23 protein-coding genes are annotated in these 24,072 nt (G+C 73.7%); 15 read left to right on the top strand and 8 right to left on the bottom strand.

The features are described from left to right. Positions 1–13: 13 nt before the first annotated feature. Together J1792_RS23585 and J1792_RS35445 are read right to left on the bottom strand one after the other, a co-directional pair. The gene (locus J1792_RS23585; protein ID WP_307843068.1) at positions 14–418 is read right to left on the bottom strand and encodes an ATP-binding protein; all 405 of its coding nucleotides are present in this window, start codon (positions 416–418) and stop codon (positions 14–16) included. A 345-nt stretch (positions 419–763) separates the two neighbouring features. Then, complete coding sequence (locus J1792_RS35445; RefSeq protein ID WP_372446159.1) at positions 764–2,140, bottom strand: protein phosphatase 2C domain-containing protein; 1,377 nt, start codon at positions 2,138–2,140, stop codon at positions 764–766. A gap of 551 nt (positions 2,141–2,691) precedes the next feature. On the opposite strand from J1792_RS35445, the gene J1792_RS23575 reads away from it, so the two are divergent. After that, positions 2,692–3,381: a helix-turn-helix transcriptional regulator gene (locus J1792_RS23575; RefSeq protein ID WP_207248113.1), complete on the top strand. Its 690-nt coding sequence runs from the start codon at positions 2,692–2,694 to the stop codon at positions 3,379–3,381. A 45-nt stretch (positions 3,382–3,426) separates the two neighbouring features. On the opposite strand, the gene J1792_RS23570 is transcribed toward J1792_RS23575, so the two are convergent. From J1792_RS23570 to J1792_RS23555, 4 genes are all read right to left on the bottom strand, one after another. Further along, positions 3,427–3,924, bottom strand: coding sequence for a methylated-DNA--[protein]-cysteine S-methyltransferase (locus J1792_RS23570; protein WP_086574276.1), 498 nt, complete (start codon positions 3,922–3,924; stop codon positions 3,427–3,429). A gap of 2 nt (positions 3,925–3,926) precedes the next feature. Continuing rightward, complete coding sequence (locus J1792_RS23565) at positions 3,927–5,414, bottom strand: DNA-3-methyladenine glycosylase 2 family protein (protein WP_086574278.1); 1,488 nt, start codon at positions 5,412–5,414, stop codon at positions 3,927–3,929. Between the two features lie 106 nt (positions 5,415–5,520). Further along, complete coding sequence (gene rsgA / locus J1792_RS23560; protein ID WP_086574279.1) at positions 5,521–6,618, bottom strand: ribosome small subunit-dependent GTPase A; 1,098 nt, start codon at positions 6,616–6,618, stop codon at positions 5,521–5,523. 165 nt (positions 6,619–6,783) lie between these two features. Beyond that, complete coding sequence (locus J1792_RS23555; protein WP_086574281.1) at positions 6,784–7,971, bottom strand: YihY/virulence factor BrkB family protein; 1,188 nt, start codon at positions 7,969–7,971, stop codon at positions 6,784–6,786. Positions 7,972–8,164: 193 nt separating this feature from the next. Here J1792_RS23555 and J1792_RS23550 point away from each other — a divergent pair, with 193 nt between their 5' ends. The 13 genes from J1792_RS23550 (at position 8,165) to J1792_RS23495 (ending at position 19,648) form a co-directional block, all read left to right on the top strand. Beyond that, entirely contained in the window at positions 8,165–9,478 is a 1,314-nt protein-coding gene (locus J1792_RS23550) for a GAF domain-containing protein (protein ID WP_086570170.1), read from the top strand. A gap of 13 nt (positions 9,479–9,491) precedes the next feature. Further along, positions 9,492–10,088: a GNAT family N-acetyltransferase gene (locus J1792_RS23545; protein ID WP_086570172.1), complete on the top strand. Its 597-nt coding sequence runs from the start codon at positions 9,492–9,494 to the stop codon at positions 10,086–10,088. Further along, entirely contained in the window at positions 10,055–10,282 is a 228-nt protein-coding gene (locus J1792_RS35890) for a putative leader peptide (protein WP_372446158.1), read from the top strand. Before J1792_RS23545 ends, J1792_RS35890 begins: the two co-directional genes overlap by 34 nt. A gap of 118 nt (positions 10,283–10,400) precedes the next feature. After that, positions 10,401–12,101, top strand: coding sequence for a nitrite/sulfite reductase (locus J1792_RS23540; protein ID WP_207248112.1), 1,701 nt, complete (start codon positions 10,401–10,403; stop codon positions 12,099–12,101). Next, positions 12,098–12,274 carry a hypothetical protein gene (locus tag J1792_RS23535; RefSeq protein WP_086570176.1) on the top strand — a complete coding sequence of 59 codons (177 nt, stop codon included), beginning with the start codon at positions 12,098–12,100 and terminating at the stop codon, positions 12,272–12,274. The genes J1792_RS23540 and J1792_RS23535 overlap by 4 nt, the downstream gene beginning before the upstream one ends. Next, positions 12,261–12,971, top strand: a complete 711-nt coding sequence (locus tag J1792_RS23530; protein WP_086570178.1) for a phosphoadenylyl-sulfate reductase — start codon at positions 12,261–12,263, stop codon at positions 12,969–12,971. Before J1792_RS23535 ends, J1792_RS23530 begins: the two co-directional genes overlap by 14 nt. A gap of 13 nt (positions 12,972–12,984) precedes the next feature. Next, complete coding sequence (cysC, locus tag J1792_RS23525; protein WP_242646356.1) at positions 12,985–13,521, top strand: adenylyl-sulfate kinase; 537 nt, start codon at positions 12,985–12,987, stop codon at positions 13,519–13,521. After that, a complete protein-coding gene (gene cysD / locus J1792_RS23520; protein ID WP_086570182.1) occupies positions 13,518–14,432 on the top strand; it encodes a sulfate adenylyltransferase subunit CysD in 915 nt (304 codons plus the stop codon). The genes cysC and cysD overlap by 4 nt, the downstream gene beginning before the upstream one ends. A gap of 1 nt (position 14,433) precedes the next feature. Next, positions 14,434–15,762 (top strand): sulfate adenylyltransferase subunit 1, encoded by a 1,329-nt coding sequence (locus J1792_RS23515; protein WP_207248111.1) that lies wholly within the window; start codon positions 14,434–14,436, stop codon positions 15,760–15,762. A 210-nt stretch (positions 15,763–15,972) separates the two neighbouring features. Next, positions 15,973–17,085: an aliphatic sulfonate ABC transporter substrate-binding protein gene (locus tag J1792_RS23510; RefSeq protein ID WP_207248110.1), complete on the top strand. Its 1,113-nt coding sequence runs from the start codon at positions 15,973–15,975 to the stop codon at positions 17,083–17,085. Positions 17,086–17,138: 53 nt separating this feature from the next. After that, positions 17,139–17,972: an ABC transporter ATP-binding protein gene (locus J1792_RS23505; protein ID WP_086570188.1), complete on the top strand. Its 834-nt coding sequence runs from the start codon at positions 17,139–17,141 to the stop codon at positions 17,970–17,972. After that, entirely contained in the window at positions 17,959–18,855 is an 897-nt protein-coding gene (locus J1792_RS23500; protein ID WP_086570189.1) for an ABC transporter permease, read from the top strand. Before J1792_RS23505 ends, J1792_RS23500 begins: the two co-directional genes overlap by 14 nt. 13 nt (positions 18,856–18,868) lie before the next feature. After that, complete coding sequence (locus J1792_RS23495) at positions 18,869–19,648, top strand: sirohydrochlorin chelatase (protein ID WP_207248109.1); 780 nt, start codon at positions 18,869–18,871, stop codon at positions 19,646–19,648. Here the strand turns inward: J1792_RS23495 and J1792_RS23490 are convergent. Then, positions 19,638–19,826, bottom strand: coding sequence for a hypothetical protein (locus J1792_RS23490; RefSeq protein WP_207248108.1), 189 nt, complete (start codon positions 19,824–19,826; stop codon positions 19,638–19,640). The two genes, J1792_RS23495 and J1792_RS23490, sit on opposite strands and share 11 nt — an antisense overlap. Positions 19,827–19,844: 18 nt before the next feature. On the opposite strand from J1792_RS23490, the gene J1792_RS23485 reads away from it, so the two are divergent. Further along, a complete protein-coding gene (locus J1792_RS23485; protein WP_207248107.1) occupies positions 19,845–22,688 on the top strand; it encodes an NACHT domain-containing protein in 2,844 nt (947 codons plus the stop codon). A gap of 84 nt (positions 22,689–22,772) precedes the next feature. Here J1792_RS23485 and J1792_RS23480 read toward each other — a convergent pair whose 3' ends face one another. Continuing rightward, on the bottom strand, positions 22,773–23,984 hold the full coding sequence (locus J1792_RS23480) for a macrolide family glycosyltransferase (RefSeq protein ID WP_242646355.1): 1,212 nt from the start codon (positions 23,982–23,984) through the stop codon (positions 22,773–22,775). Positions 23,985–24,072 lie beyond the last annotated feature (88 nt).

The following is a 24,072-nucleotide window of genomic DNA, read 5'->3' as shown; positions in this document are numbered from 1 at the left end:
GCGCGACGCCGGCTCAGGGCTCCTGGGCGTCCAGCTCGAACCAGACGGCCTTGCCCACGCCGTGGGCCCGGACGCCCCACCCGTCGGCGAGGGCGTGGACGAGTGACAGGCCGCGTCCGGAGGTGGCGGCCTCCTGGCAGGCCGAGGGCCCGGTGCCGTTGTCGGCCCGGGCCCCCGGCGTGGGCGCACGCGGGTGCCGGGCGAGGAAGTCCCGCACCTCCACCCTCAGCCGCCCCGTGGCCAGGGCCGCCGGACCGCCGTCGAACCGGGCCGAGACCACGGCACCGCCGTCGGTGTGCACCAGCGCGTTGGTGACCAGCTCGCTCGTCAGCAACTCCGCGGTCTCCGCCCGCCCGGGCCCGCCCCAATCGGCCAGCAGCGCGCGCAGCTCCGCCCGCACCTCCGCCACGGCCCTCACGTCCTTGCGCCGGAGCCGTCTTTCCCAGAGCGGCCCCGCCGCCGGGGATCGCTCTCCCCGCCTCCTCCCGGACCGTGCCGTCGGCCGACCCGTCCCGTCCTCACGCCGCTCCGCCCGCCCAGTGTGCAGTCCGCCGCTTCATCCCTCGCCGCCCCGACCCCTCCCCGGCGCCCCGGCATCGAACACGCTCACGGCAAATGCATGCCCCACGCCTGGCGGAACGACGCCTGTTGACGCATCAACATGGTGATACGAGCGAGATGCGGGCACTTCTTGTGCGCCGCGCGGAAAACTGCCAGGGGGCGCGGCGCCGGGGATCGGCGATATCGCCGGGGCGTGGGCGCGCTAAACCTCCCAGACCGCGCACGCGGAACGGTCGTCGGCGTATCCCTTGACGCGCAGTTGGGCGTCCGCGAGGAACTCCGCCAGCCCCGGCGGCTCCTCCCGGGCCCATCGCTCGGCCAGCCGTACGCTCAGTTCCGGCTCGCCCCGCAGGGGGTCGGCCAGGCCCGCCGTGCACAGCAGCAGGGCGTCGCCGGGGCGGGCGATCGAGGCACGGAAGCGGAAGGGCTCGCTCGGCACCTCGTCGGGGTCGATGACCGGCGTGGTCCCGGGCGTGGGGATGCCGAGGTCCACGGTGATCCGGTCGGTGGGGTCGTACCCGCCCACGGCGTCCGCGCGGCCCGGTGCGAGCTCGCCGGCGGCCTCCGGCGCGCGCGGCTCGGGGTCCAGGTCCTGCCAGGCCCCGTCGCGCAGCCGGAAGAGCCCGCCCCCGCCGACGCCGAAGAAGACGCGCGTGCGGCAGCGGACGTCGGCGGGCAGCAGCAGGCAGCGCAGCCCCGCGGTGTACTCCGAGGGGCTCAGGCCCAGTGCGGTCGCGCGGACGCGCAGGCGGCCGTAGGTGCGGTCGGTGAGCCGGTGCAGTCCCGACTTCAGCTCGTCCCGGCGGCCGGCGTGGATGTCCTCGGCGAGCCGGGCGTGGCTGCGGCCCACGGCGCCGCCGATCCACTCGCAGATCTCGCGTGCCGCGCGGTGGGCGCCCTCGGCGGCGCGGGCGCCGCTGGCCATGGCGACGAGCAGCAGGGCGTCCTCGCCGGTCCCGAACCGCGCGGTGAGCAGGGCGTCCCGGCGGGGCTCGCCGCGGAAGCGCGCCGAGTCGCCGCGCAGCGAGGTGGCCCGGAGGGTCATCGCGCCGTAACGGGCGCCGTCCAGCACGGTGTCGGGCACGAGGTCCTCCAGCCCGCCGGGGTCGGCCGGGGCCAGGCGGTGGGCTCGGGCTCGTAGGTGGGCGGGCGGCGGCCCACGAAGTCGGCGGCCCAGCCGCGCGCCCCTCGCGGCGCGCGGGCCGGCGGTCGGCCGGGGCGGCGGCTCGGAGACCTCGGCGGTGCCGGATGCGCGGGCGGCCTCCGAGGGGTCGGCGAGCCCGGGAAGCCCGGAGCCGAGGGCCATGTCGGCCATGCCGGCCGTGCCGGCCGTGCCGACGACGGACCGGGGGCTCGTGACGTCGGGGACGCCCGGCGTTCCGGCGCGGTCCGTCACCTTGGCGGCCGTCGCCTCGGCGGTCGTCACCCCGGAGCCGCCCGTGGTCTCGGCGACGCCCGTGACCTCGGCGATGTCCATGATCCCCGCGTCGTCCGGGCCGCCGTCGCCGCCCGCCGCCGGGGCCGGCCCGGGCGCGTCGGCGGGCTCGCGCGCGTCGCGGGGCACGGGCAGGGGCGGCACGGGCGGCGGCGAGACCCGGGTCCGGGGATCGGGGGCGGCGGCCCCTCGGGCGGGGGCACGGGGCCCGCGGGCGGGCGGAGTTCGGGCGGGCCGTCGAAGCCGGGCGGCTGGTGGGCCGGGACGGGCAGGGTGCCGTTGGGGGTGGCCGGCCAGCGCTTCGCCTGCCGGGGCACGCCGCGCGAGAGGGCGGGCGAGAGCCCTGCCGGGGACACGGACGGCCCCAGAACGGGCCCGCCGGGTGGCTCGGTCATCCTCGGCCGCCTCGGTTCGGCCCTCGGACGGGACGCTTCCGGCCCCACCACCGCCGAGGCGGAGGAGAATCTCTCGTCGAGGCTGTCGCCCGTGGCCGCGGCGCCTGCCGTGTCGGGCTCACTCCTGCCGTACAACTCGCGCCACCAGGCGTCCTCTTGTTCGGCGTAATGGTCCCCCTGCTGACTCATGCCCTTATTGTCCACACTGCGGGGCATACGGGAAGAGTGCACGGCGAACACCACCCCAGGGATGATGTCCGAAGCCGCGAACACGGCTGAGGGAATGGGGAGGGATGAGGCGTGCTCGGTGCCATGGGTCTGAACGCCATCCGGCAGACGGCGCAGGGGGAATGGCCGTCGGAGCGGGGTGCGGTGGAGGTGGTGACGGGAGGCGAGGCGGTGGCCCGCCGGCTGGCGCGGCTGCGGCGCGGCGCGGCGGAAGAAGTGTGCGCCATGTTGACGGGCAGGCCATGGGGGTTGACGGAGAGACCATGGACCGGCGTCCCGGACGACGCGGGCGCGGTCCCGCATCGCACGGTCGTCGAACACGCCACGGCGGAGCTCGGCGCGCACTCGGGCGGGTTGCGGGTGGTCGACCGGATACCGGCCGAGCTGGTCATCGCCGACCGGGGCACGGCTCTGCTGCCGCTGGCCTCCGGCACCGCCGAATCCGCCGCGCTCCTCGTCCGCTCCGGCCCGCTGCTGGACGCGCTGGTCGACCTGTTCGAGGACGTCTGGCACGAGGGCCGGCCGCCGCTGCCCGCCGCCCCCGGCACGACCCGTGCCCCGGCCGGCCCCGACGCCGCCGACCTGCGGATCCTGTGGCTGCTGCTGGAGGGCCTGACGGACGCCAGCGTGGCCAAGCAGCTGGGGCTGGGCCTGCGGACCGTGCAGCGCAGGGTCAAGGGGCTGATGGAGCTGGCCGGGGTGACCACCCGGCTGCAGCTGGGCCGGCACGCGGCCGAGCACGGCTGGACCGAGCGGCGCTGAGGGCGGACGGTGCGGGGCGCCCGGCGTCCCGCACCGCGCCGCGGCTCAGACGGCCGCCCCCTCGAGGTCCAGCAGCAGCCGCTTGCGCTCCAGGCCGCCCGCGTAGCCGGTGAGCGAGCCGTCCGCGCCGATCACCCGGTGGCAGGGCCGCAGCACCAGCAGCGGGTTGGCGCCGATCGCCCCGCCCACCGCGCGGACGGCGACGCGCGAGGCGCCGATGCGGGCGGCCAGCTGCCCGTAGCTCGTGGTGGCGCCGTACGGCACGGAGTCGAGCGCGTCCCACACCGTGCGGCGGAACGCGGTGCCCTGGACGTCGAATTCGAGGGCGAAGTCCTTGCGCCGCCCGGCGAAGTAGGCCTCCAGCTGCCGCGCGGCCTCGGCGAAGGCGGCGGGCTCGCGGTGCCAGGCGGGCCCGAGGGCCGGGGCGTTCTTCTGTCCCGCCACGGACAGGGACGCGATCGCCGTGCCGCCCGGGGCGGTGGCGGAGGGCCGGCCGGTGAGCAGCAGCGGGCCCAGCGGGCTGTCGATCTCGGTGTACAGCATGGTCAGTCGTCCTTCGCTGCGGTTCGGTCGGTGGCGGCGGTCCACAGGTGGTGCACGGCGTAGGAGCGCCAGGGCCGCCAGGCCTCGGCGTCGGCGGGGCCTGCGCCCAGCGCGGCGAGCCCGTGGCGCACGCCCGCGTCGCCCTGCAGGAACACGTCCGGGTCGCCCAGCGCCCGCATCCGGATGTAGCCGGCCGTCCACGGCCCGATGCCGGGGAGGCCCAGCAGGGCCCGCTCGGCGGCCTCCCGGTCGGCGCCCGCGTCGAGGCGGACCGTGCCGTCCGCCAGGGCCCTGCCGAGGGTACGCAAGGTGCGCCTGCGGGCGTCGGGCATGCCCAGCTCGTCCAGGGCGGCGTCGGCCAGCGTCGCGGGTTCGGGGAAGACATGGGTGAGCGTGCCGTCGGGGGCGGCCAGCGGCTTGCCGTACGCGGCCACGAGCGTGGCGCCGAGCTTCGCCGCCGCCGACAGGGAGACCTGCTGGCCCAGCACGGCCCGCACCGCCTGCTCCTCCGCGTCGGCCGCGCCCGGCGAGCGTAGCCCGGGCCGGGCGGCCACCGGCGCCCGCAGGTGGGGGTCGGCGCCCAGCCGCTCGGCGACGGCGTAGGGGTCGGCGTCCAGGTCGAAGAGCCGACGGACGCGCTGGACGGCGGTCGACAGGTCGCGGGGGTCGGTCAGGTGCAGCCGGCAGTCGAGCCAGTCGCCGTGGCCCGCCGCGGCGGGCTCCCGGACCTCGGCCACGCCCGTGCCGTAGGGCAGCCGCAGGGTGCGGCGGTAGAGGCGGGCGCCCGGGGTGCCGGTCGTCTCCTCGATGCCGGCGATGGCCCGCCGCTCCAGGAAGTCGAAGACCTGGCGGGCGGCGTACGGGCCCCGGTGGGCCAGCCGCAGCGGAACGCCTGCCCTCGCGTGGCCGGCGGGGGCGCCGGAGCGGCCGCGCAGTTCGCTGGGGGTACGGGCGTAGACGGCCCGGATCGTGTCGTTGAACTGCCGCACGCTCGCGAATCCCGCCGCGAAGGCGATCTCCGTGACCGGCATCACGGTGGTCTGCAGCAGGACCCGTGCGGTGTGGGCGCGCTGGGCCCGGGCCAGGGCCACGGGTCCGGCGCCCAGCTCCTCGGTGAGCTGGCGGTTGACCTGGCGGGAGCTGTAGCCGAGCCGGGCGGCGAGGCCGGCGACGCCCTCGCGGTCGACGACGCCGTCGCCGATCAGCCGCACCGCGCGGCCGACCAGGTCGGCGCGGACGTTCCACTCGGCGGAGCCGGGGGCCGTGTCGGGACGGCAGCGCCGGCAGGCCCGGAACCCGGCCCGCTGGGCGGCGGCGGCCGAGGGGTAGAAGTGCACGTTCCGGCGCTTGGGGGTCACCGCCGGACAGCTGGGCCGGCAGTAGATGCCGGTGGTCTTCACGGCGGTGAAGAATTCGCCGTCGAAGCGGGCGTCCCTGCTGCTCACCGCCTGGTAGCGGGAGTCGTCGAGTCGGCTTGCGGTGTCCGTCATGCGTTCCAGTCTGCGCCACCGCGAGGGGCGTCACTGGCGGGAATCGGACATGGCCCTCGCCCGGGGGCGAGGGCCATGCTCGGTGCTGCCGCGGAGGCCGCGGACGCTAGCGGGAGCCGCCCCGCTTCTGCCCGCCCGTGCGCCGCAGGTCCATCCGCATCTGCTTCCAGACGCGGACCTTCTCCGCGCGCAGGCGGGCGTCCGTGCGCGAGGCGATCCACTCGTTCTCACGGATCAGCTTGCGGTAGCTGTCGAGCCGGCGCCGCGGCAGCTCGCCGCCGTCGACCGCGGCCAGCACCGCGCAGCCCGGTTCGTTCTCGTGCGCGCAGTCATGGAAACGGCAGTCCGCCGCGAGGGCCTCGATCTCGGCGAACGTCCGGGCGACGCCGGCCTCGGCGTCCCACAGGCCCACCCCGCGCAGCCCCGGGGTGTCGATCAGCACGCCCCCGTGGGGCAGGGGGAGCATGTTGCGCGTGGTGGTGGTGTGCCGGCCCTTGCCGTCCCGGTCGCGCGTGGTCTGCACGACCTGCGTCTCCTCGCCGACGAGGGCGTTGGCGAGCGTGGACTTGCCGGCCCCGGACTGGCCGAGGAGCACCGACGTGCCGCCGGCCAGCACGGCGGCGAGGACGTCGACGCCCTCGCCGGTCTCCGCGCTGACGGCCAGCACCTGGGCCCCGGGCGCCGCCGCCTCGGTGTCGGCCAGCAGGTGGCCGAGCACGGCGGCGTCGGGGACGAGGTCGGCCTTGGTGAGCACGACGAGCGGGGTGGCGCCGCTCTCCCAGGCCAGGGTGAGGAACCGCTCGATCCGGCCGAGGTCGAGCTCGACGGCCAGGGAGACGGCGATGACGGCGTGGTCCACATTGGCCGCGAGGATCTGACCCTCGGACCGCTGGGAGGAGGTGGACCGGACGAAGGCCGTACGCCGGGGCAGCAGGGCCCGGACGTACCCGGCGGCCGGGTCGACGGCGGCCCAGTCGCCGGTGCACATGATGGCCAGCGGGTCGCCGGTGGTGACGAAGGCGGTGTCGGCCAGGACGTGACGGGTGCCGTCGCCGTCGGCGACGACCACGTCGCAGCGGCCGCGGTCGACCCGGACGATCCGCCCCGGCACCCACCCCTGGGCGGCGTGCGGGGCGAAGCCGTCAGCGAACCCCGCGTCCCAGCCGTAGGCGGTCAGCGGGCGTGCGGAAGTGAGCTCGGACAAGACGGTGGTCCTTCAGGAGGGAGGTGGGATGAATCTGCTTCCGAGTGCGGGCACGGCCCGTCGCAACGACAGTCATCGCGATACTCACCTCCTGTGGAGCGCTTCCTTCTTGCCCGGGGATCGTAAGCGCTCCCCCCGCGGCGCCACCACCGGTTTTTCGCGGCGCTATTCGCGCCGGTGCTTGGCGTGCCGGGGCCCCTGCCGGGGCGGCTGCTCGGGCTTGGTCAGCCGGGAGCGCACATCCTCGGGGGGCAGGAACTGGGCCCAGCGCTCGGGGAACTCCGAGGGCGGCTCACGGTCCTGGCCCATCACGCCGTCCTCCGGGTCGTAGGGGTCGTCCTCCATCTCGTGGACCAGGGCCATCGCGGCCCGTTCGTAGGCGGCCCGGGCGGCGGCGGCCTCGCGCAGGCGGTCGACCTCGGCGCGGGCGGCGGCCGTGGTGACCGACGGCCACACCCGGTCCAGAGCGGCGTTGACCGCGGCGCCGACGAGCACCGCGAAGGCGGAGACGCCGATCCACAGCAGCACCGCGACGGGCGCCGCCAGCGAACCGTAGATCGTCACGCCCTCGACCGTGTGCGTGAGGTAGATGCGCAGCAGCAGGCTGCCGAGCACCCACATGGCCAGCGCCACGAGCGCCCCGGGGATGTCCTCCGCCCACGGCGAGCGGACCGGGACGGACACGTGGTAGAGCGTGGTGAGGAAGGCGATGGACAGCACGATGACGACGGGCCAGTACAGGAAGCGGACGGCGTCCGCGCTCCAGGGCACGATGTCCACCACCGCCTCCGGCCCCGCCACCATCAGCGGCAGCGCCACCGCCCCGACGACGAGGGCGACGATGTAGAGGAGGAAGGCCAGCAGCCTGGTGCGGACGATGCCGCGCTTGCCCTCGAGCCCGTACATGATCGTGATGGTGTCGACGAAGACGTTCACGGCCCGGGAGCCGGACCACAGGGCGATGGCGAAGCCGATGGAGATGACGTCGGGACGCCCGATCTTGATGACGTCCTGGACCAGCGGCTCGGCGATGTCCTTGGTGCCCTTGTCGGACAGGACGGTCGAGGAGGCGGCGAGGATGTTCTCCTGGATGGCGCCGATGGTGTCGGTGCCCGTCCAGTCGTCCAGGTAGCGCAGCAGGCCGAGGAGGCCCAGCAGCAGGGGCGGCAGCGACAGGAGGGTGAAGAAGGCCGCCTCCGCGGCGAGCCCCGTGACGCGGTACTCCATGCAGGAGTTGACCGTGTCCTTCAGGAGCAGCCACGCCATCCTGCGTTTGGAGACGTTGCGATACAGGGCCCTTGCCCGATGGAGCCGGCCGACCTGCCGGCCCGAATGTTCTTTTGCTGCCTGCACGCCCTAACCGTATCCGCCGCGGACGGGTCGCTCGTTCCGCTCGCCCCCGGCGGCCGGGGGCGCGGACGGGGGGCGGCGGGGGCCGTGGAGGGTGGTGCTGCGCCGACTCGGCACCACCCTCCGGCCGCTCACCGTCACCTTCCGCCCGGGGCGGGGTGGTTCGCAACGGTTGCATGGCGTTGCAATATCGCGGATGACCCTCCACGTACGGCCCCTCGTTGGGCACCATTGCAGCGTGAAGCGCATACCAATCGACACGGCTCTGCTTCCCGCGGTCCGCGAGGCCGCGCTCTCCGGCGCGCGGGCCCCCGCGCGGCCGCGGACCGTGATCGGTCAGTCGTGGCACCGTGCGCGCGGGCACGGGGTGGACCCGGACGCGGGCCTGCCCGTACCGCTGATCCCGGTGGACGAGGTGGAGCACCTGCGGCACACCTCTCCGCTGGGGGTGCTGCTGCCGCAGCTGCGCGAGGGCCTGCTCGAGGCGGCCGACGCCGTGCGCCACCTGATCGTCGTCACCGACGCCGAGGGCCGGCTGCTGTGGCGGGAGGGCAGCCCGGGGGTGCGCAGGAGCGCCGACCGGCTGGGTTTCGAGGTGGGGGCCTCCTGGACGGAGGAGGTGGTGGGGACGAACGGGATCGGTCTGGCGCTGGTGGAGCGCCGCCCGGTGCAGGTGCACTCCGCCGAGCACTTCGTCCGCACCCACCACGCGTGGACGTGCGCGGCGGCTCCGCTGCACGACCCGCGCGACGGGCGGCTGCTGGGCGTGCTGAACGTCAGCGGTCCCGCGTCCGCCTTCAACCCCACCACGCTCGCCCTGGTGACCGCCGTGGCCAAGGTGTCCGAGGCGGAGCTGCGGGCCCGGCACTGGGAGTCGGTCGACCGGCTGCGCGCGGTCGCGGCGCCCATGCTGGCGCGGGTCGGCGGCCGGGCGCTGGCGGTGGACCGTGACGGCTGGACGGCGGCGGTGACGGGGATGGCCCCGGTGAGCCGGGTACTCCTGCCCCGGCAGGTGCGGCCGGGGCGCGTGTGGCTGCCGTCGCTCGGCCCGTGCTCGATAGAACCGCTGCCGGACGGCTGGCTGGTGCGCGTCGACGAGGGGGACGGCGAGGACGCCCCGCCCGGCCGGCTGGTGCTGGACCTGCGCCGTCCCCACGACTGGACGGTCACGGTCTCCGGGGGCGCGGGCGAGTGGTCGCACGAGCTCAGCCCGCGCCACGCCGAGGTGCTCTACGTCCTGGCCCGGCACCGCGCCGGGCGGACGGCCGCCGAGCTGGCCTCGGACCTCTTCGGGGACGCCACCCGCACAGTGACGGTCCGGGCGGAGCTGTCGCGGATGCGGCGCACGCTGGCGGGGGTGCTCGGCCACCGCCCGTACCGCTTCGCGGACGGGCTGGACGTACGGCTGCTGGCGCCGCACCGGGCCGCCGACCTGCTGCCCGCCTCGACGGCCCCGGCGGTGCTGGCCGCGCGGCGGGACCTGGAGGAGGGTGGAAGGACGGGGGTGTGATGGGGTGCGGTGCATGAGCAAGAGCACGACGACGACCGTGACCACCTGGTCCATGGAACAGACCTCGCCGGCCGACCTGCGTCCGGTCCCCGTTCCGGACGCCTCGTCCGGGGTCCGGATCGAGCGGGCGGAGGTGCCCTCGCCGGAGTTCAGCCGCTTCCTGTACACGGCCGTGGGCGGTGACCACACCTGGACGGACCGGCTGCCGTGGACCTACGAGCGGTGGCTCGCGCACCTGGAGCGGCCGGGGGTGGAGACCTGGGTGGCGTACGAGCACGGGACGCCCGCCGGGTACGTCGAGCTGGACCCGCAGCCGGAGGGGACGGTGGAGATCGTCTACTTCGGGCTGATGGAGCGCTTCCAGGGCCGCCGCATCGGCGGGCACCTGCTGTCGTTCGGCACCGCGCGGGCGTGGGACCTGGCCGAGCGGTGGCCGGAGCGGGAGCCGACGAAGCGGGTGTGGCTGCACACCTGCAGCAAGGACGGTCCGCACGCGCTCGCCAACTACGAGCGGCGCGGCTTCCGGGTGTTCGAGACGAAGACCGAGGACGAACCGGACACTCCGCCGCCCGGCCCATGGCCCGGCGCGCGGCGCGGCGAGGCCGCCTGAGCCACGGATCAGCCGAGGTCACCGAAGAGCCGTCTCGCATCGCGAGACGGCTCTTCTCATCATACGGACGACAGTGGACTGGCCGAAGACCGTCGTGCCACGCTTCCGTCATGTCCCGCGCTGGAGTTGCCCTGGTGAGTCGACGTCACGTCGACCTCGGTCGCATGTCCAGCGCCATCTGTCCGGCGGGCTGACAGTCACAGCACCACCGCTCTCCCCCGCCGCCCCCTTCGTCGCGCGGCCGGGACGCCCTTTCCTCCTCCCCTTGCGCCCATCATTGCGGACGTATGTGGACCTTAAGGACATTTCTCCATGGCTGACATCGCTTCGAACTCCCCTTCAGCCGCCCCACCCCGGCGCAAAACCGGCCGTCACCGCGGCGAGGGCCAGTGGGCCGTCGGCCATTTCACGCCGCTGAACGGCAACGAACAGGTCAAGAAGGACGACGATGGTCTCAATGTGCGGACACGCATTGAGACGATCTACTCCAAGGCCGGCTTCCACTCCATCGACCCCAGCGACCTGCGCGGCCGGATGCGCTGGTGGGGGCTCTACACCCAGCGCAAGCCCGGCATCGACGGCGGCAAGACCGCGGTGCTCGAACCGGAGGAGCTGGACGACGAGTTCTTCATGCTCCGGGTGCGCATCGACGGCGGCCGGCTGACCACCGCCCAGTTGCGCGTCGTCGGCGAGGTCTCCCAGGAGTTCGCCCGCGGCACCGCCGACATCACCGACCGGCAGAACATCCAGTACCACTGGATCCGCATCGAGGACGTCCCGGAGATCTGGCGACGGCTCGAGGCCGTCGGCCTGTCGACCACCGAGGCCTGCGGCGACACCCCTCGCGTGATCCTGGGCTCGCCGGTCGCCGGCATCGCCGAGGACGAGATCGTCGACGGAACGCCCGCCATCGAGGAGATCCAGCGCCGCTTCATCGGCAACAAGGACTTCTCCAACCTCCCCCGCAAGTTCAAGTCGGCGGTCTCCGGCTCGCCGCTGCTGGACGTGGCCCACGAGATCAACGACGTCGCGTTCGTCGGCGTCCACCACCCCGAGCACGGGCCGGGCTTCGACCTGTGGGTGGGCGGCGGCCTGTCCACCAACCCCAGAATCGGCGTCCGGCTGGGCGCCTGGGTGCCGCTGGAGGACGTGGCCGACGTCTACGGTGGAGTCATCGGCATCTTCCGCGACTACGGCTACCGCCGGCTGCGCAACCGCGCCCGGCTGAAGTTCCTCGTCGCCGACTGGGGGCCGGAGAGGTTCCGGCGGGTGCTCGAGGACGAGTACCTGCGCCGCCCGCTCCTCGACGGGCCCGCGCCCGAGCAGCCGGTGGAGCGGTGGCGGGACCACGTGGGAGTCCACCGGCAGAAGGACGGCCGCTTCTACGTCGGCTTCGCGCCCCGGGTCGGCCGCGTCGACGGCGCCACCCTGACGAAGATCGCGGAGCTCGCCGGGGAGCACGGCTCGGGGCGGCTGCGCACCACCGCCGAACAGAAGATGATCGTGCTCGACGTGCCGGGCGAGCGGGTCGACTCCCTGGTGGCGGGCCTGGAGGCGCTGGACCTGCGGGTCTCCCCCTCGCCCTTCCGGCGCGGCACGATGGCCTGCACGGGCATCGAGTTCTGCAAGCTGGCCATCGTGGAGACCAAGGCGCGCGGCTCGTGGGTCATCGACGAACTCGAGCGCAGGCTCCCGGAGTTCGACGAGCCCGTCACCATCAACGTCAACGGCTGCCCCAACGCCTGCGCCCGCATCCAGGTCGCGGACATCGGTCTCAAGGGCCAGCTGGTCCTGGACGACGACGGCCGGCAGGTCGAGGGCTTCCAGGTCCACCTGGGCGGCGCGCTCGGCCTCGAGGCGGGGTTCGGCCGCAAGGTGCGCGGCCTGAAGGTCACCGCGGACCGGCTGCCCGACTACATCGAGCGCGTGCTGACCCGTTACAGCGAACAGCGCGAGGACGGCGAACGGTTCGCCGCCTGGGTCGGACGCGCCGCGGAGGAGGACCTCTCATGAGCGGACGAGCGGCTCCCTTCTACTGCCCCTACTGCGGCGACGAGGACCTGCGGCCCTCCGAACAGGGCCATGGCACCTGGGAGTGCGGCGCGTGCAACCGCGCGTTCCGGCTGGCGTTCCTCGGGCTCCTCGCCCGGGGCGTGGCCGAGGGGACACCCCATGACCGCATATGACGAGGACCGGCCGGCCGGCCGGCTCCGGCGGCTCGCCGAGCGGGCGGGCCGCGAGCTGGAGGACGCCCCCGCGCTCGAGATCCTGCGCTGGGCGGCCGACACCTTCGGCGAGCGCTTGTGCGTGACCTCCTCCATGGAGGACGCCGTGGTCGCGCACCTCGCCGCACGCGTCTTCCCCGGCGTCGACGTGGTCTTCCTGGACACCGGCTACCACTTCCCGGAGACCCTCGGCACCCGCGACGCGGTCGAGGCCGTGATGGACGTCCGCGTCGTCACGATCACCCCGCGCCACAGCGTCGCCGAGCAGGACGCCGCGCACGGGCCGAAGCTGCACGACCGCGACCCGGACCGGTGCTGCGCCCTGCGCAAGGTCGAGCCGCTCACCAGGGGCCTGGCCGGATACGACGCGTGGGCCACCGGGCTGCGCCGCGACGAGTCCCCCACCCGGGCCGGCACCCCCGTGGTGGGCTGGGACGCCCGCAGGGAGAAGGTCAAGGTCGCGCCGATAGCCCGCTGGACCCAGGACGACGTCGACGCCTACGTCGCCGAGCACGGCGTGCTCACCAACCCGCTGCTGATGGACGGCTACGCGTCCGTCGGATGTGCTCCCTGTACCCGCAAGGTACGCGAGGGCGAGGATGTGCGCGCCGGTCGCTGGGCGGGCCGGGGCAAGACGGAATGCGGGCTGCACGAATGACAGGGAGAACGACATGAGCGTGGGCGCCACGGTGTGGCTCACCGGCCTCCCCAGCGCGGGCAAGACGACGATCGCCCGCACGCTGGCCGAACGGCTGCGCGGCGAGGGCCGCCGGGTGGAGGTGCTGGACGGCGACGAGATCCGCGAGTTCCTCTCGGCGGGGCTGGGCTTCTCGCGCGAGGACCGGCACGCCAATGTGCAGCGGATCGGATTCGTGGCCCAGTTGCTGGCCGCGCACGGCGTGACGGTGCTCGTACCGGTCATCGCCCCCTACGCCGACTCCCGCGAGGCGGTGCGCGAGCGCCACCGGGTACGCGGCACCGGCTATGTGGAGGTGCATGTGGCGACGCCGGTGGAGGTGTGCTCCGTACGCGATGTGAAGGGCCTGTACGCCCGGCAGGCGGCGGGCGAGATCTCCGGCCTGACCGGCGTCGACGACCCCTACGAGGCGCCGGACGCCCCGGACCTGCGGATCGCCGCGCACGAACAGGGCGTCGAGGAGTCGGCGGCCGCGCTCCACTCGCTGCTGGGCGAGAGGGGGTTGCTGTGACGACGACGGACAGTCCGTACGTCCTCTCGCACCTGGACGTGCTGGAGTCGGAGGCGGTGCACATCATCCGCGAGGTGGCGGGCGAGTTCGAGCGGCCGGTGATCCTGTTCTCCGGCGGCAAGGACTCGGTGGTCATGCTGCACCTGGCGCTGAAGGCCTTCGCGCCCGCGCCGGTGCCCTTCGCGCTGCTGCACGTGGACACCGGGCACAACTTCCCCGAGGTCCTCGCCTACCGGGACCGCACGGTCGCCGCGCACGGCCTGCGCCTGCACGTGGCCTCCGTACAGGAGTTCATCGACCGCGGCGAGCTGCGGGAGCGCCCCGACGGCACCCGCAACCCGCTGCAGACCGTGCCGCTGCTGGACGCCATCGCCCGCCACCGCTTCGACGCCGTCTTCGGCGGCGGGCGCCGCGACGAGGAGAAGGCGCGGGCCAAGGAGCGGGTGTTCTCCCTGCGCGACGAGTTCGGCGGCTGGGATCCCCGCCGCCAGCGCCCCGAGCTGTGGCAGCTCTACAACGGCCGCCACGCGCCCGGCGAGCATGTGCGGGTCTTCCCCCTGTCGAACTGGACCGAGCTCGACGTGTGGCAGTACATCGCCCGCGAGAAGATCGAACTGCCGTCGATCTACTACGCGCACGAACGCGAGGTCTTCGCCCGCGACGGCATGTGGCTCACCCCCGGCGACTGGGGCGGCCCCAAGGAGGGCGAGCCGGTCGCCACACGCATGGTGCGCTACCGCACCGTCGGCGACATGTCCTGCACCGGCGCCGTCGACTCCACCGCCCTGACCACGCAGGACGTCATCACCGAGATCACCACCTCCCGCCTGACCGAGCGCGGGGCGAGCCGGGCGGACGACCGGCTGTCCGAGGCCGCGATGGAAGACCGCAAGCGCGAGGGGTACTTCTGACATGACCGACCGCACCCTGACCGAGGGCGCGACGTCGCTGCTGCGCTTCGCGACCGCCGGCTCCGTCGACGACGGCAAGTCCACGCTCGTCGGCCGTCTCCTCCACGACTCCAAGGCCGTCCTGGCCGACCAGCTCGAGGCCGTCGAGCACGCCTCGCGCAGCCGCGGCCACGACGCCCCGGACCTGGCGCTGCTCACCGACGGGCTGCGGGCGGAGCGTGAGCAGGGCATCACCATCGACGTCGCCTACCGCTACTTCGCCACCCCCCGCCGCCGGTTCATCCTGGCCGACACCCCCGGCCATGTGCAGTACACGCGCAACATGGTCACCGGCGCGTCCACCGCCGAACTCGCCGTCGTCCTGGTCGACGCCCGCAACGGCGTGGTCGAGCAGACCCGCCGCCACGCCGCCGTCGCCGCCCTGCTGCGCGTGCCGCACGTGGTCCTGGCCGTCAACAAGATGGACCTCGCCGGCTACGCCGAGTCCGTGTTCGCCCCGATCGCCGAGGAGTTCGCCGCGTACGCCGCCTCCCTCGGCATCCCCGAGGTCACCGCGATCCCCATCTCCGCGCTCACCGGCGACAACGTCGTGACCCCGTCCGCGCACATGGACTGGTACGGCGGCCTCACCGTCCTCGAGCACCTCGAGACCGTGCCGGTCGTCACCGACCCGACCGCCGAGCCCGCCCGCTTCCCGGTCCAGTACGTCATCCGCCCGCAGAGCGCCGCCCACCCCGACTACCGCGGCTACGCCGGCCGGCTCGACTCCGGCGTCCTGCGCGTCGGCGACCGGGTGAGCGTGCTGCCCTCGGGGCGCACCAGCACCATCGCCGGCATCGACGCCCTCGGCGAGAGCGTGGACGTCGCCTGGGCGCCCCAGTCGGTGACCGTGCGGCTGGCCGACGACCTGGACGTCTCGCGCGGCGACCTCATCGCCCCCACCGCCGGCCCGCCCCCCATCACCCGGGACGTCGAGGCGACGGTGTGCCACGTCGCCGACCGGCCGCTGCGCGTCGGCGACCGCGTCCTGCTCAAGCACACCACCCGCACCGTCAAGGCCCTGGTGAAGGAGCTGCCCTCCCGGCTGACCCTCGACGACCTCTCCCAGCACGCCTTCCCCGGCGAGCTGGCCGCCAACGACATCGGGCGGGTGGTGCTGCGCACGGCCGAGCCGCTGGCGCTCGACGCCTACGCCGACTCCCGCCGCACCGGCTCCTTCCTGCTGATCGACCCGGCCGACGGGACGACGCTGACGGCGGGAATGGCCGGCACGGCCTTCGCCGCGGGCGCCGTGCGCCCGGCGGCCGACGACGAGGGCTGGGACTTCTGACCATGGCCACCATCGTGCGGGACGTCTTCGCGACCTTCGACAAGGAGGGCGGCCGGGTCGGCAGCGGCGTCCTCGGCAGCGGCCAGGGAGGCGTCGGGCGATGTGCGCGCTGACGTCCGTATCGCCGTCTCTGCCCCGTCCCCGACGTCCCAGTGAACCGCCGGGCGTGCCCTAGCCGTACGCACCGGCCCGCGGAGAGGAACCCCCCTCATGCCTGCCGCCGCTCACCCGCCACGCCGCTGCCGCGCCCTCGCGGCCGCCGCCGCCCTCCCCCTGCTGCTCGGCGCCCTGGGCGCCTGCGGCTACGGCTCGGAGAAGAAGAACGACGGCGCGAACGCCGCCGTCCAGGGCCGCAAGCTGTCGGCCGACACCGTACGCATCGGCTACTTCCCCAACCTCACCCACGCCACGCCGCTGGTCGGCGAGCAGGAGGGGATCCTGCAGAAGGCGCTGGGCGGCACCAAGCTCCGCTCGACCACCTTCAACGCGGGACCGTCGGAGATCGAGGCGCTCAACGCCGGCTCCATCGACATCGGCTGGATCGGCCCGTCGCCGGCCGTCAACGGCTATGTGAAGTCCAAGGGCAAGAGCCTCAGGATCATCTCGGGCTCGGCGTCCGGCGGGGTGAAGCTCGTCGTCGACCCGAAGAAGATCGGCTCGCTGGAGGACGTCAAGGGCAAGCGGATCGCCACCCCGCAGAAGGGCAACACGCAGGACGTGGCGTTCCTGAACTGGATCGCCGGGCAGGGCTGGAAGGTCGATCCGCAGAGCGGCAAGGGCGACGTGTCCGTCGTCCGCACGGACAACAAGGTGACGCCCGACGCCTTCAAGTCCGGTTCGGTGGACGGCGCCTGGGTGCCCGAGCCGACGGCCTCCAAGCTGGTCTCGGAGGGCGGGAAGGTGCTGCTGGACGAGAGCACGCTGTGGCAGGACAAGAAGTTCGTGATCACCAATGTGATCGTGTCGCAGAAGTTCCTCGAGGAGCACCCCGACGTGGTCGAGGCCGTGCTGCGCGGATCGGTGCGCACCAACGCCTGGATCGCGGCGAACCCGGACCGCGCCAAGGCCTCGGTGAACGCGGCGCTCAAGCGGCTGGGCGGCAAGGAGCTGCCGGCCGAGGTGATCGACCCGGCGTGGCAGTCCCTCACCACGACGGACGACCCGCTGGCCTCGACGCTGCAGGCGCAGGCGGACCACGCCGTCAAGGCGGGGCTGCTGGAGGAGCCGGACCTGTCCGGCATCTACGACCTGCGCCCGCTCAACAAGGTGCTCACGGCCGAGGGCAGGCCCTCGGTCGGCGCGGCGAAGCTCGGCAGGCAGTGATGTACGCGGCAGTCGGGGCCCGTAGGCCCGCTCCCCGAACAGGAGGTGGCCGGATGGCACCGGCACTGAGCACTGACACCCCCCAACCCTTCCACCCGGCCGACGGCACGTCCGCCACGGCCGTCCTCGACGAGGGGATACCGGCCGCGGTCCGCATCGACCACGTCCACAAGAGCTACGGCCGTCCCGGCGCCGAACGGCCCGTGCTCGACGACATCACGCTCGACGTGCGCCCCGGCGAGTTCGTGTGCCTGCTGGGCGCCTCGGGCTGCGGGAAGTCCACGCTGCTGAACCTGGTGGCCGGCCTGGACCGGCCGTCCGCCGGCACGATCGAGGTGCCCGGCGGGCGCCCGGCGCTGATGTTCCAGGAGCACGCGCTGTTCCCGTGGCTGACCGCGGGCCGCAACATCGAGCTGGCGCTGCGGCTGCGCGGCGTACCACGGGCCGCCCGGCGGGAGGAGGCCGAGCGGCTGCTGGAGCTGGTGCGGCTGGGCGGCTCGTACGGCAAGCGGGTGCACGAGCTGTCCGGCGGCATGCGGCAGCGGGTCGCGCTGGCCCGGGCACTGGCCCAGGACAGCCGGGTGCTGCTGATGGACGAGCCGTTCGCGGCGCTCGACGCCATCACCCGCGACGTGCTGCACCACGAACTGACCCGCATCTGGGAGCGGACGCGGCTGTCCGTCGTCTTCGTCACGCACAACGTCCGCGAGGCGGTGCGGCTCGGCGAGCGCGTGGTGCTGCTGTCGTCCCGGCCGGGCCGGGTCGTACGCGAGTGGGAGGTCGACATTCCGCAGCCGCGCCGCATCGAGGACGCGGCCGTGGCCGACCTCTCGGTGGAGATCACCGAGGAACTGCGGGGGGAGATCCGCCGACATGGCCGGAACTGAGACCGCCCCGGCCGGGGGCCGGCGCACCGAGGGCGACCTCGCGGGACTGGAGGCCGGCCTCGACGCCCTGGACTCCGTCCAGGTCAAGCGCACGCCCCTGCGGCAGGTGCTGCTGCACAAGGTGCTGCCGCCCGTCACGGCGGCCCTGCTCGTTCTGGTCGTCTGGAAGATCCTGGTGCTGGCCCATGTCACCGACGACTACAAGCTGCCGGATCCGTCGGCGGTCTGGGGCGGCCTGCGCGAACTGTGGCTGAACGGCACGCTGCTCGACATCGTCTGGACCAGCGTCTCGCGCGGCCTGCTGGGCTTCCTGGCCGCGCTGGCCATCGGCACGCCGCTGGGACTGCTCGTGGCGCGGGTGCCCCTGGTCCGGGCGGCGCTGGGGCCGATCCTGTCGGGGCTGCAGTCGCTGCCGTCGGTGGCCTGGGTGCCGGCCGCCGTGATCTGGCTGGGCATCACGGACGCCGCCATGTACGCCGTGATCCTGCTGGGCGCGGTGCCGTCCATCGCCAACGGCCTGGTGTCGGGCATCGACCAGGTGCCGCCGCTGTACCTGCGGGCCGGGCGCACGATGGGCGCGACCGGGGCGCGCGGCGCCCGGCACGTGCTGCTGCCGGCCGCGCTGCCGGGCTACATCGCCGGCCTGAAGCAGGGCTGGGCGTTCTCCTGGCGATCGCTGATGGCTGCGGAGCTCATCGCCTCCTCGCCCGACCTGGGCCTGGGCCTGGGCCAGTACCTGGAGAACGCCCGTACCGACTCGGACATGCCGGGGGTGCTGCTCGGCATCCTCCTCATCCTGTTCGTGGGCATCGCCATCGACCTGATCGTCTTCAGCCCGCTCGAGCGCCGGGTGCTGCGCACGCGCGGGCTGGCGGTGCGTTGAGCCGGGGCGCGTCGTGACGGTTCTGCTCCTCGTGGCCCACGGCAGCCGCGACCCGCGGCACGCGGCGACGGTCGCCGCGCTGCGCGAGCGGGTCGCGGCCCGCCGGCCGGGCCTGCGCGTGGAGACCGGCTTCCTGGACTTCTGCGCGCCGAGCGTGCCCCGGGTGCTGGAGCGGCTGGCGGCGCAGGGCGCGCGGGACGTGGTCGCGCTCCCCCTGCTGCTGACACGCGCCTTCCACGCCAAGGCCGACCTCCCCGCCGCCCTCGCCCGGGCCACGGCCACACTGCCCGAGCTGACCGTGCGCCGCGCGGACGTCCTCGGCCCCTCCTCCCTGCTGACGGCCGCGCTGGAACGGCGGCTGCGCCAGGCCGGGGTGCGCCCCGGCGACCGTGGCTCGACCGGGGTCGTCCTGGCCTCGGCGGGCTCTTCCGACCCGGAGGCGATCGCGGTGATCGCAGAAATCGCGCGGGAGTGGCGGCACACCGGCTGGTGCGCCGTGCGGCCCGCGTTCGCCTCCGCCTCCTCCCCCCGCACGGAGGACGCCGTACGCGCCCTGCGCGCCGAGGGCGTACGCCGCGTGGCCGTCGCACCGTACGTCCTCGCCCCCGGCCGCCTCCCCGACCGCATCGCCGCCGGCGCCCACGCGGCGGGGGCCGACGTCCTCGCGGACGTCCTGGGCCCGGCACCGGAGGTGGTCTCGCTGCTGCTGCGGCGGTACGACGAGGCGCGGCGGGGGCTGCCGGTGCGCGGGGGCGTGTCCGTGACGCCGGTGGAGGCCGCTCTCATCGGGTGAGCAGCATGTGGGCGAGCGTAAGAACGTTTGTGAGCGCGATCAGAACAGCCGCTCGGTCGGCGGCGGTCCCGTCCCGGCGGGACAGGGCCTCATGGACACCGGCGAACAGCAGCACGAGAACGATCAAGTCGGGGTTCATGCGCCGAACTTCCCCGATTCCGCGTTCGCCGACGTTCACGCGCACGAAGATGAACGGATGGGTGATGCACCACGGACTCCTTCCGACGCGCTGACCGAACTGGCGGCGTCCCTCCGCCTGTTACGGTCGGAGCGAAGGCTGACGCACACGGCGCTGGAGCGGCGGGCGGGGCTGGGGCACACGACGGTGAGCCAGACCCTCAACGGACGGAAGGTGCCGACGCAGGCCACGGTGGTGGCCCTCGCCAAGGCCCTGAGCGCCGACCCGGCCCGGCTGCTGGCGCTGCGCGCCGAAGCGGCAGCGGAGACGGCACCGGCCGCCTCACGGGACGCGGCGTTCGAGGAGCGCTATCGCGCGTACGTGGTCGAGCGGCACGGCCGGCTCACCGTCGTCGGCCTGGACCTGCGGGGCGCGGGGGCCGCGTGCTGGCCCCTGGACACGGCCTACCTCAGCCTGGAGCTGGCGAGCGATCGCTACGACTCCTTCAGGGGGCATGACGCCTCCGCCGTCGTGGAGCGGGCCGAGAAGGCCCTCGAGGAGAGGCGACGGGCCCTGATCCGCGGGCTCGCGGGCAGCGGCAAGACCACGCTGCTGCAGTGGCTCGCCGTCACCTCCGCCCGGCAGGTCCCGTCCGATGCCCTCCCCCACCTGCGCGGGACCGTCCCCTTCCTCCTCCCCCTGCGCAGGCTCGACCGCGGTGGCTCCCTGCCCGACCCGGCCCGCTTCCTGGAGGGCGCCGGGTGCCCGCTCGCCCCGCAGCAGCCCCCGGGCTGGGCGGACCGCGTGCTCCACAACGGACGGGGGCTCCTGCTCATCGACGGCATCGACGAGGTGCCCGCCCGGCGGCGCGAGCAGACCGAGGAGTGGCTCCGCGACCTGATCGCGGCCTACCCCCACGCGAGTTTCTTCGTCACCACGCGGCCCACGGCCGTGCCCGAGGGGTGGCTCCGGGGCGCGGGCTTCGCGGAGCTGACCGTACGGCCCATGAACCGCAAGGACGTCCACGTCTTCGCCAAGCGCTGGCACAGGGCGGCGGGCGCCGGCCCCGAACTGGAAGGGCGCTTCAAGGACGCGGTACGGGCCCAGCGGCCGCTGGGCCAACTGGCCACCAGCCCCCTCATGTGCGCGCTGATGTGTGCGCTGCACCGCGATCGCCGGGGACACCTCCCGCGCAGCAGGATGGAGTTGTACGAGGCGGCGCTCTCCATGCTGCTGTTCCGCAGGGACGACGAGCGGGGCATCGAGGCACCGGAAGGCGTCAGGCTCACGCAGCACGAGGCGGTACAGCTACTGCAGCGGCTGGCCTACTGGCTCATCCGCAACGGCCAGGCGGAGATGGCCGAGAAGACCGCCCTGGCCGTCGTCGAGGAAGCCCTCCCGGCCATGCCGACCGTAGCCGAGCAGGGCGACGCGACACGCGTCCTCGCCCACCTGGTCTCCCGCAGCGGGCTGCTGCGCCGACCGACGGCGGACACCGTCGACTTCGTCCACCGCACCTTCCAGGACTTCCTGGGCGCGAAGGCGGCCGTGGAGGGGCACGACCTCGGCCTGCTGGTGAAGAACGCGCACGACGACCAGTGGGAGGACGTCGTACGGATGGCCGTGGCCCATGCCCGGCCCGACGAGCGGGTGGGCCTGCTGGGCCAGCTCGTGGCGCGGGGTGACCGCGCGGGCGGCCACGCCAAGATGTTGCTGCACCTGCTCGCCGTGGCCTGCCTGGAGCAGGCCACCGAGCTGGACCCGGAGGTCCGTGCGGCCGTGGAGAAGCGGGGGGCGGCGCTGCTGCCGCCACGCACCAACGCGGAGGCATGGGAGCTTGCCAAGGTGGGACCGGTGATCCTCGACCTGCTGCCGGGCCCGGAAGGTCTGCCGGAACACGAAGCGGTGGCTGTCGTCACGACCGCGACGTCCGTGGGCGGGGACGCGGCGCTGGCCCTGCTCAAACGGTACTGTGCGAGCTCCAGCCGGCGCGTCCGCCGGGCGCTGGCCCGGAGCTGGGGCTCGTTCGACACGGAGGAGTTCGCGGAAGAGGTCCTTCGCCGCCTGCCCGCCGACTGCGGCGTCCATGTCCGGAGCCGCGCCGACCTGGAGATCCTGCCGAGCCTGCCGCAGAAGTCGGACATCACCTTCGTCGGAGACTTCTCCCCGGCCGACATCATGTCGGCGGTCGACCCTGGTCGGTTGACCCGTATCGAACTGTCCAGCAACCACCGGATCACCGACGTGGGCTTTCTCCGGCAGCTGCCGAAGCTGCGCAGGCTCCGGCTGTTCACGTGCTCCGAGATCAGCGACTTGTCGCCGCTCGACGGGCTGCCCCTCGGCGAACTGAGGGTATGGGACACCCGGCCTCACGACCTGCGCCGTATCTCCGCACTCCCCCAGCTCGAGGTACTGGACCTCGACCTTCCCGTGCACCGGTCGCATACGTCGTCGCTGCCCACCATGCCCGGTCTGCGTGAGCTGTACGTATGGCAACGGAACGCGTCACGGTCGCTGACAGGGCTGGACGCCTTCGGCAGACTGGAATTCCTCTCCCTCCACGCACCTGCCTTCCCTGAGGAAGAGCGCGAGGACCTCGTGAACCTGCCCAGGCTGTCACGGCTGCAGCTCGTCGAGCAGGACATGTGCCGGCTCTTGGGGAACCCACGGCTCCCGCAGGTGAGAACCCTCTCGCTCACTCGCCCTTCGCAGCCGGTCGACCTGACCCCCGTGGGCGAGGTGTTTCCGAATCTGCGGTCCATGGCGATCCGCCCCGATGCGGCCTCGCCCGCCGCCGTCGACCTCACCCCGCTCGCCGACCTCGGGCTCCACAAGGTCGGGGTCTTCGAGGCCGAAAAGGTTCTCGGCCTGGATCTCTTCCCGCCCGGCACGGTCACCGTCGTCCCCGAGCCCCGTACCTGACCCGCCCGGCGCCCAACCGCGAATGGCTGTCGCGCCCCGTGGGGGTTGGGCGCGACAGCCGATGGGACGGGACCGTACCAGGGGTTACCGGGTGGACCTAAGTTCCGCCTCGATCAGGTCGGCCGCGTACGGAGTGCCGCCCTCCGCGGCGAGCTCGGCTTTCAGGGCCGCCGAGCGTGCGGCCACGCCGGGGTCGGCGACGAGGGAGAGGACGGCTTCGCGCAGGGCCTCGGCGGTGGCCTCCTCGGCCGGCAGGTGGCGGGCCACGCCCAGGCCCTGGAGGACGTCGGCGTTGACGAACTGGTCGGCGGCCTGGGGCACGGCGACCATCGGCACCCCGGCGGCGAGCCCTTCCTTGGAGCCGCCCATTCCGGCGTGGGTGACGAAGGCGTCGGCCTGGCGGAGGATGGCCACCTGCGGCACCCAGGAGCTCACCTCGACGTTGGCGGGAATCGGTCCCAGCTCGGCGACGTCGACGTGCTTGCCGATCTGCAGGACGACGTGCCAGCCCGGCAGGTCGCCGAAGGCGGCGAGGCACGCGCGGTAGAAGTCAGGGCGCTTGGTGAAGACGGAGCCGAGGGAGACCAGCAGGACCTTCTCCGCGTCCTTGGGGCGCTCCCAGTCCCCCTGGTCGGCGCGATCCCCTTGGCAGGAGCCGGTGAAGGTGTTGAGCGTCGTGTCGACCCGGTCGGCGTTCGGCTGCATGGCCCGGGGGATGAGGGCGATACGGCGGCCGGGGTGGGTGATAAAGCGGACGGGAGATTCGGGCATGCCGTTCTCCCGCAGCCAGCCCGTGAAGCGCTCGGCGTAGGCGCGGCCTCGCGGGGACTCCATCAGCGGGCCCATGACCGGGGCCAGCATCTCCTCCTCGTAGCCCTCCCAGGGAACCATGTGCGGGCACATCTGCACGGTGGGTACGTTCAAGCGGTGGCCCAGCACGCGGCCGGCGTAGGTGAGGCTGTCGAAGAGGACCAGGTCCGGCACGTCGTCCTCGTACTGGGCGGCGATCGAGGGCAGCGAGTGGACGGCGTTGCCGAGGAACAGCTCCATATGGTCGATCGGTTCCGCTCCCCAGTTGTCGGGGTCCGCGTCCGTCGGCAGGCTCGAGTCGTAGATCCTCGGCTCGGCGCCGGTGGAGGCGACGAGCTCGGCGAAGGACTCGGGGATGGCGTAGGTGACGCGGTGGCCGCGGTCCACGAGCTCCCGGATGACGTCCAGGCTCGGATGGATGTGTCCGGAGGCCGCGATGCTGAACATCGCGATGTGGGCGGGGCGTTGACCGGTGGATATCGTCATGTCGCGACACTACGCAAGACGATACGTCTCGCTAAATGATGTTTCGCGCCAATCCCGTGCGCCGTCCATCCCGTGCGCCGACCGCCCC

Source organism: Streptomyces triculaminicus (genome assembly GCF_017349075.1).
In the GTDB taxonomy this organism is placed as follows: Bacteria; Actinomycetota; Actinomycetes; order Streptomycetales; family Streptomycetaceae; genus Streptomyces; species Streptomyces triculaminicus.
This window is presented reverse-complemented; position numbering and strand designations above follow the sequence as displayed.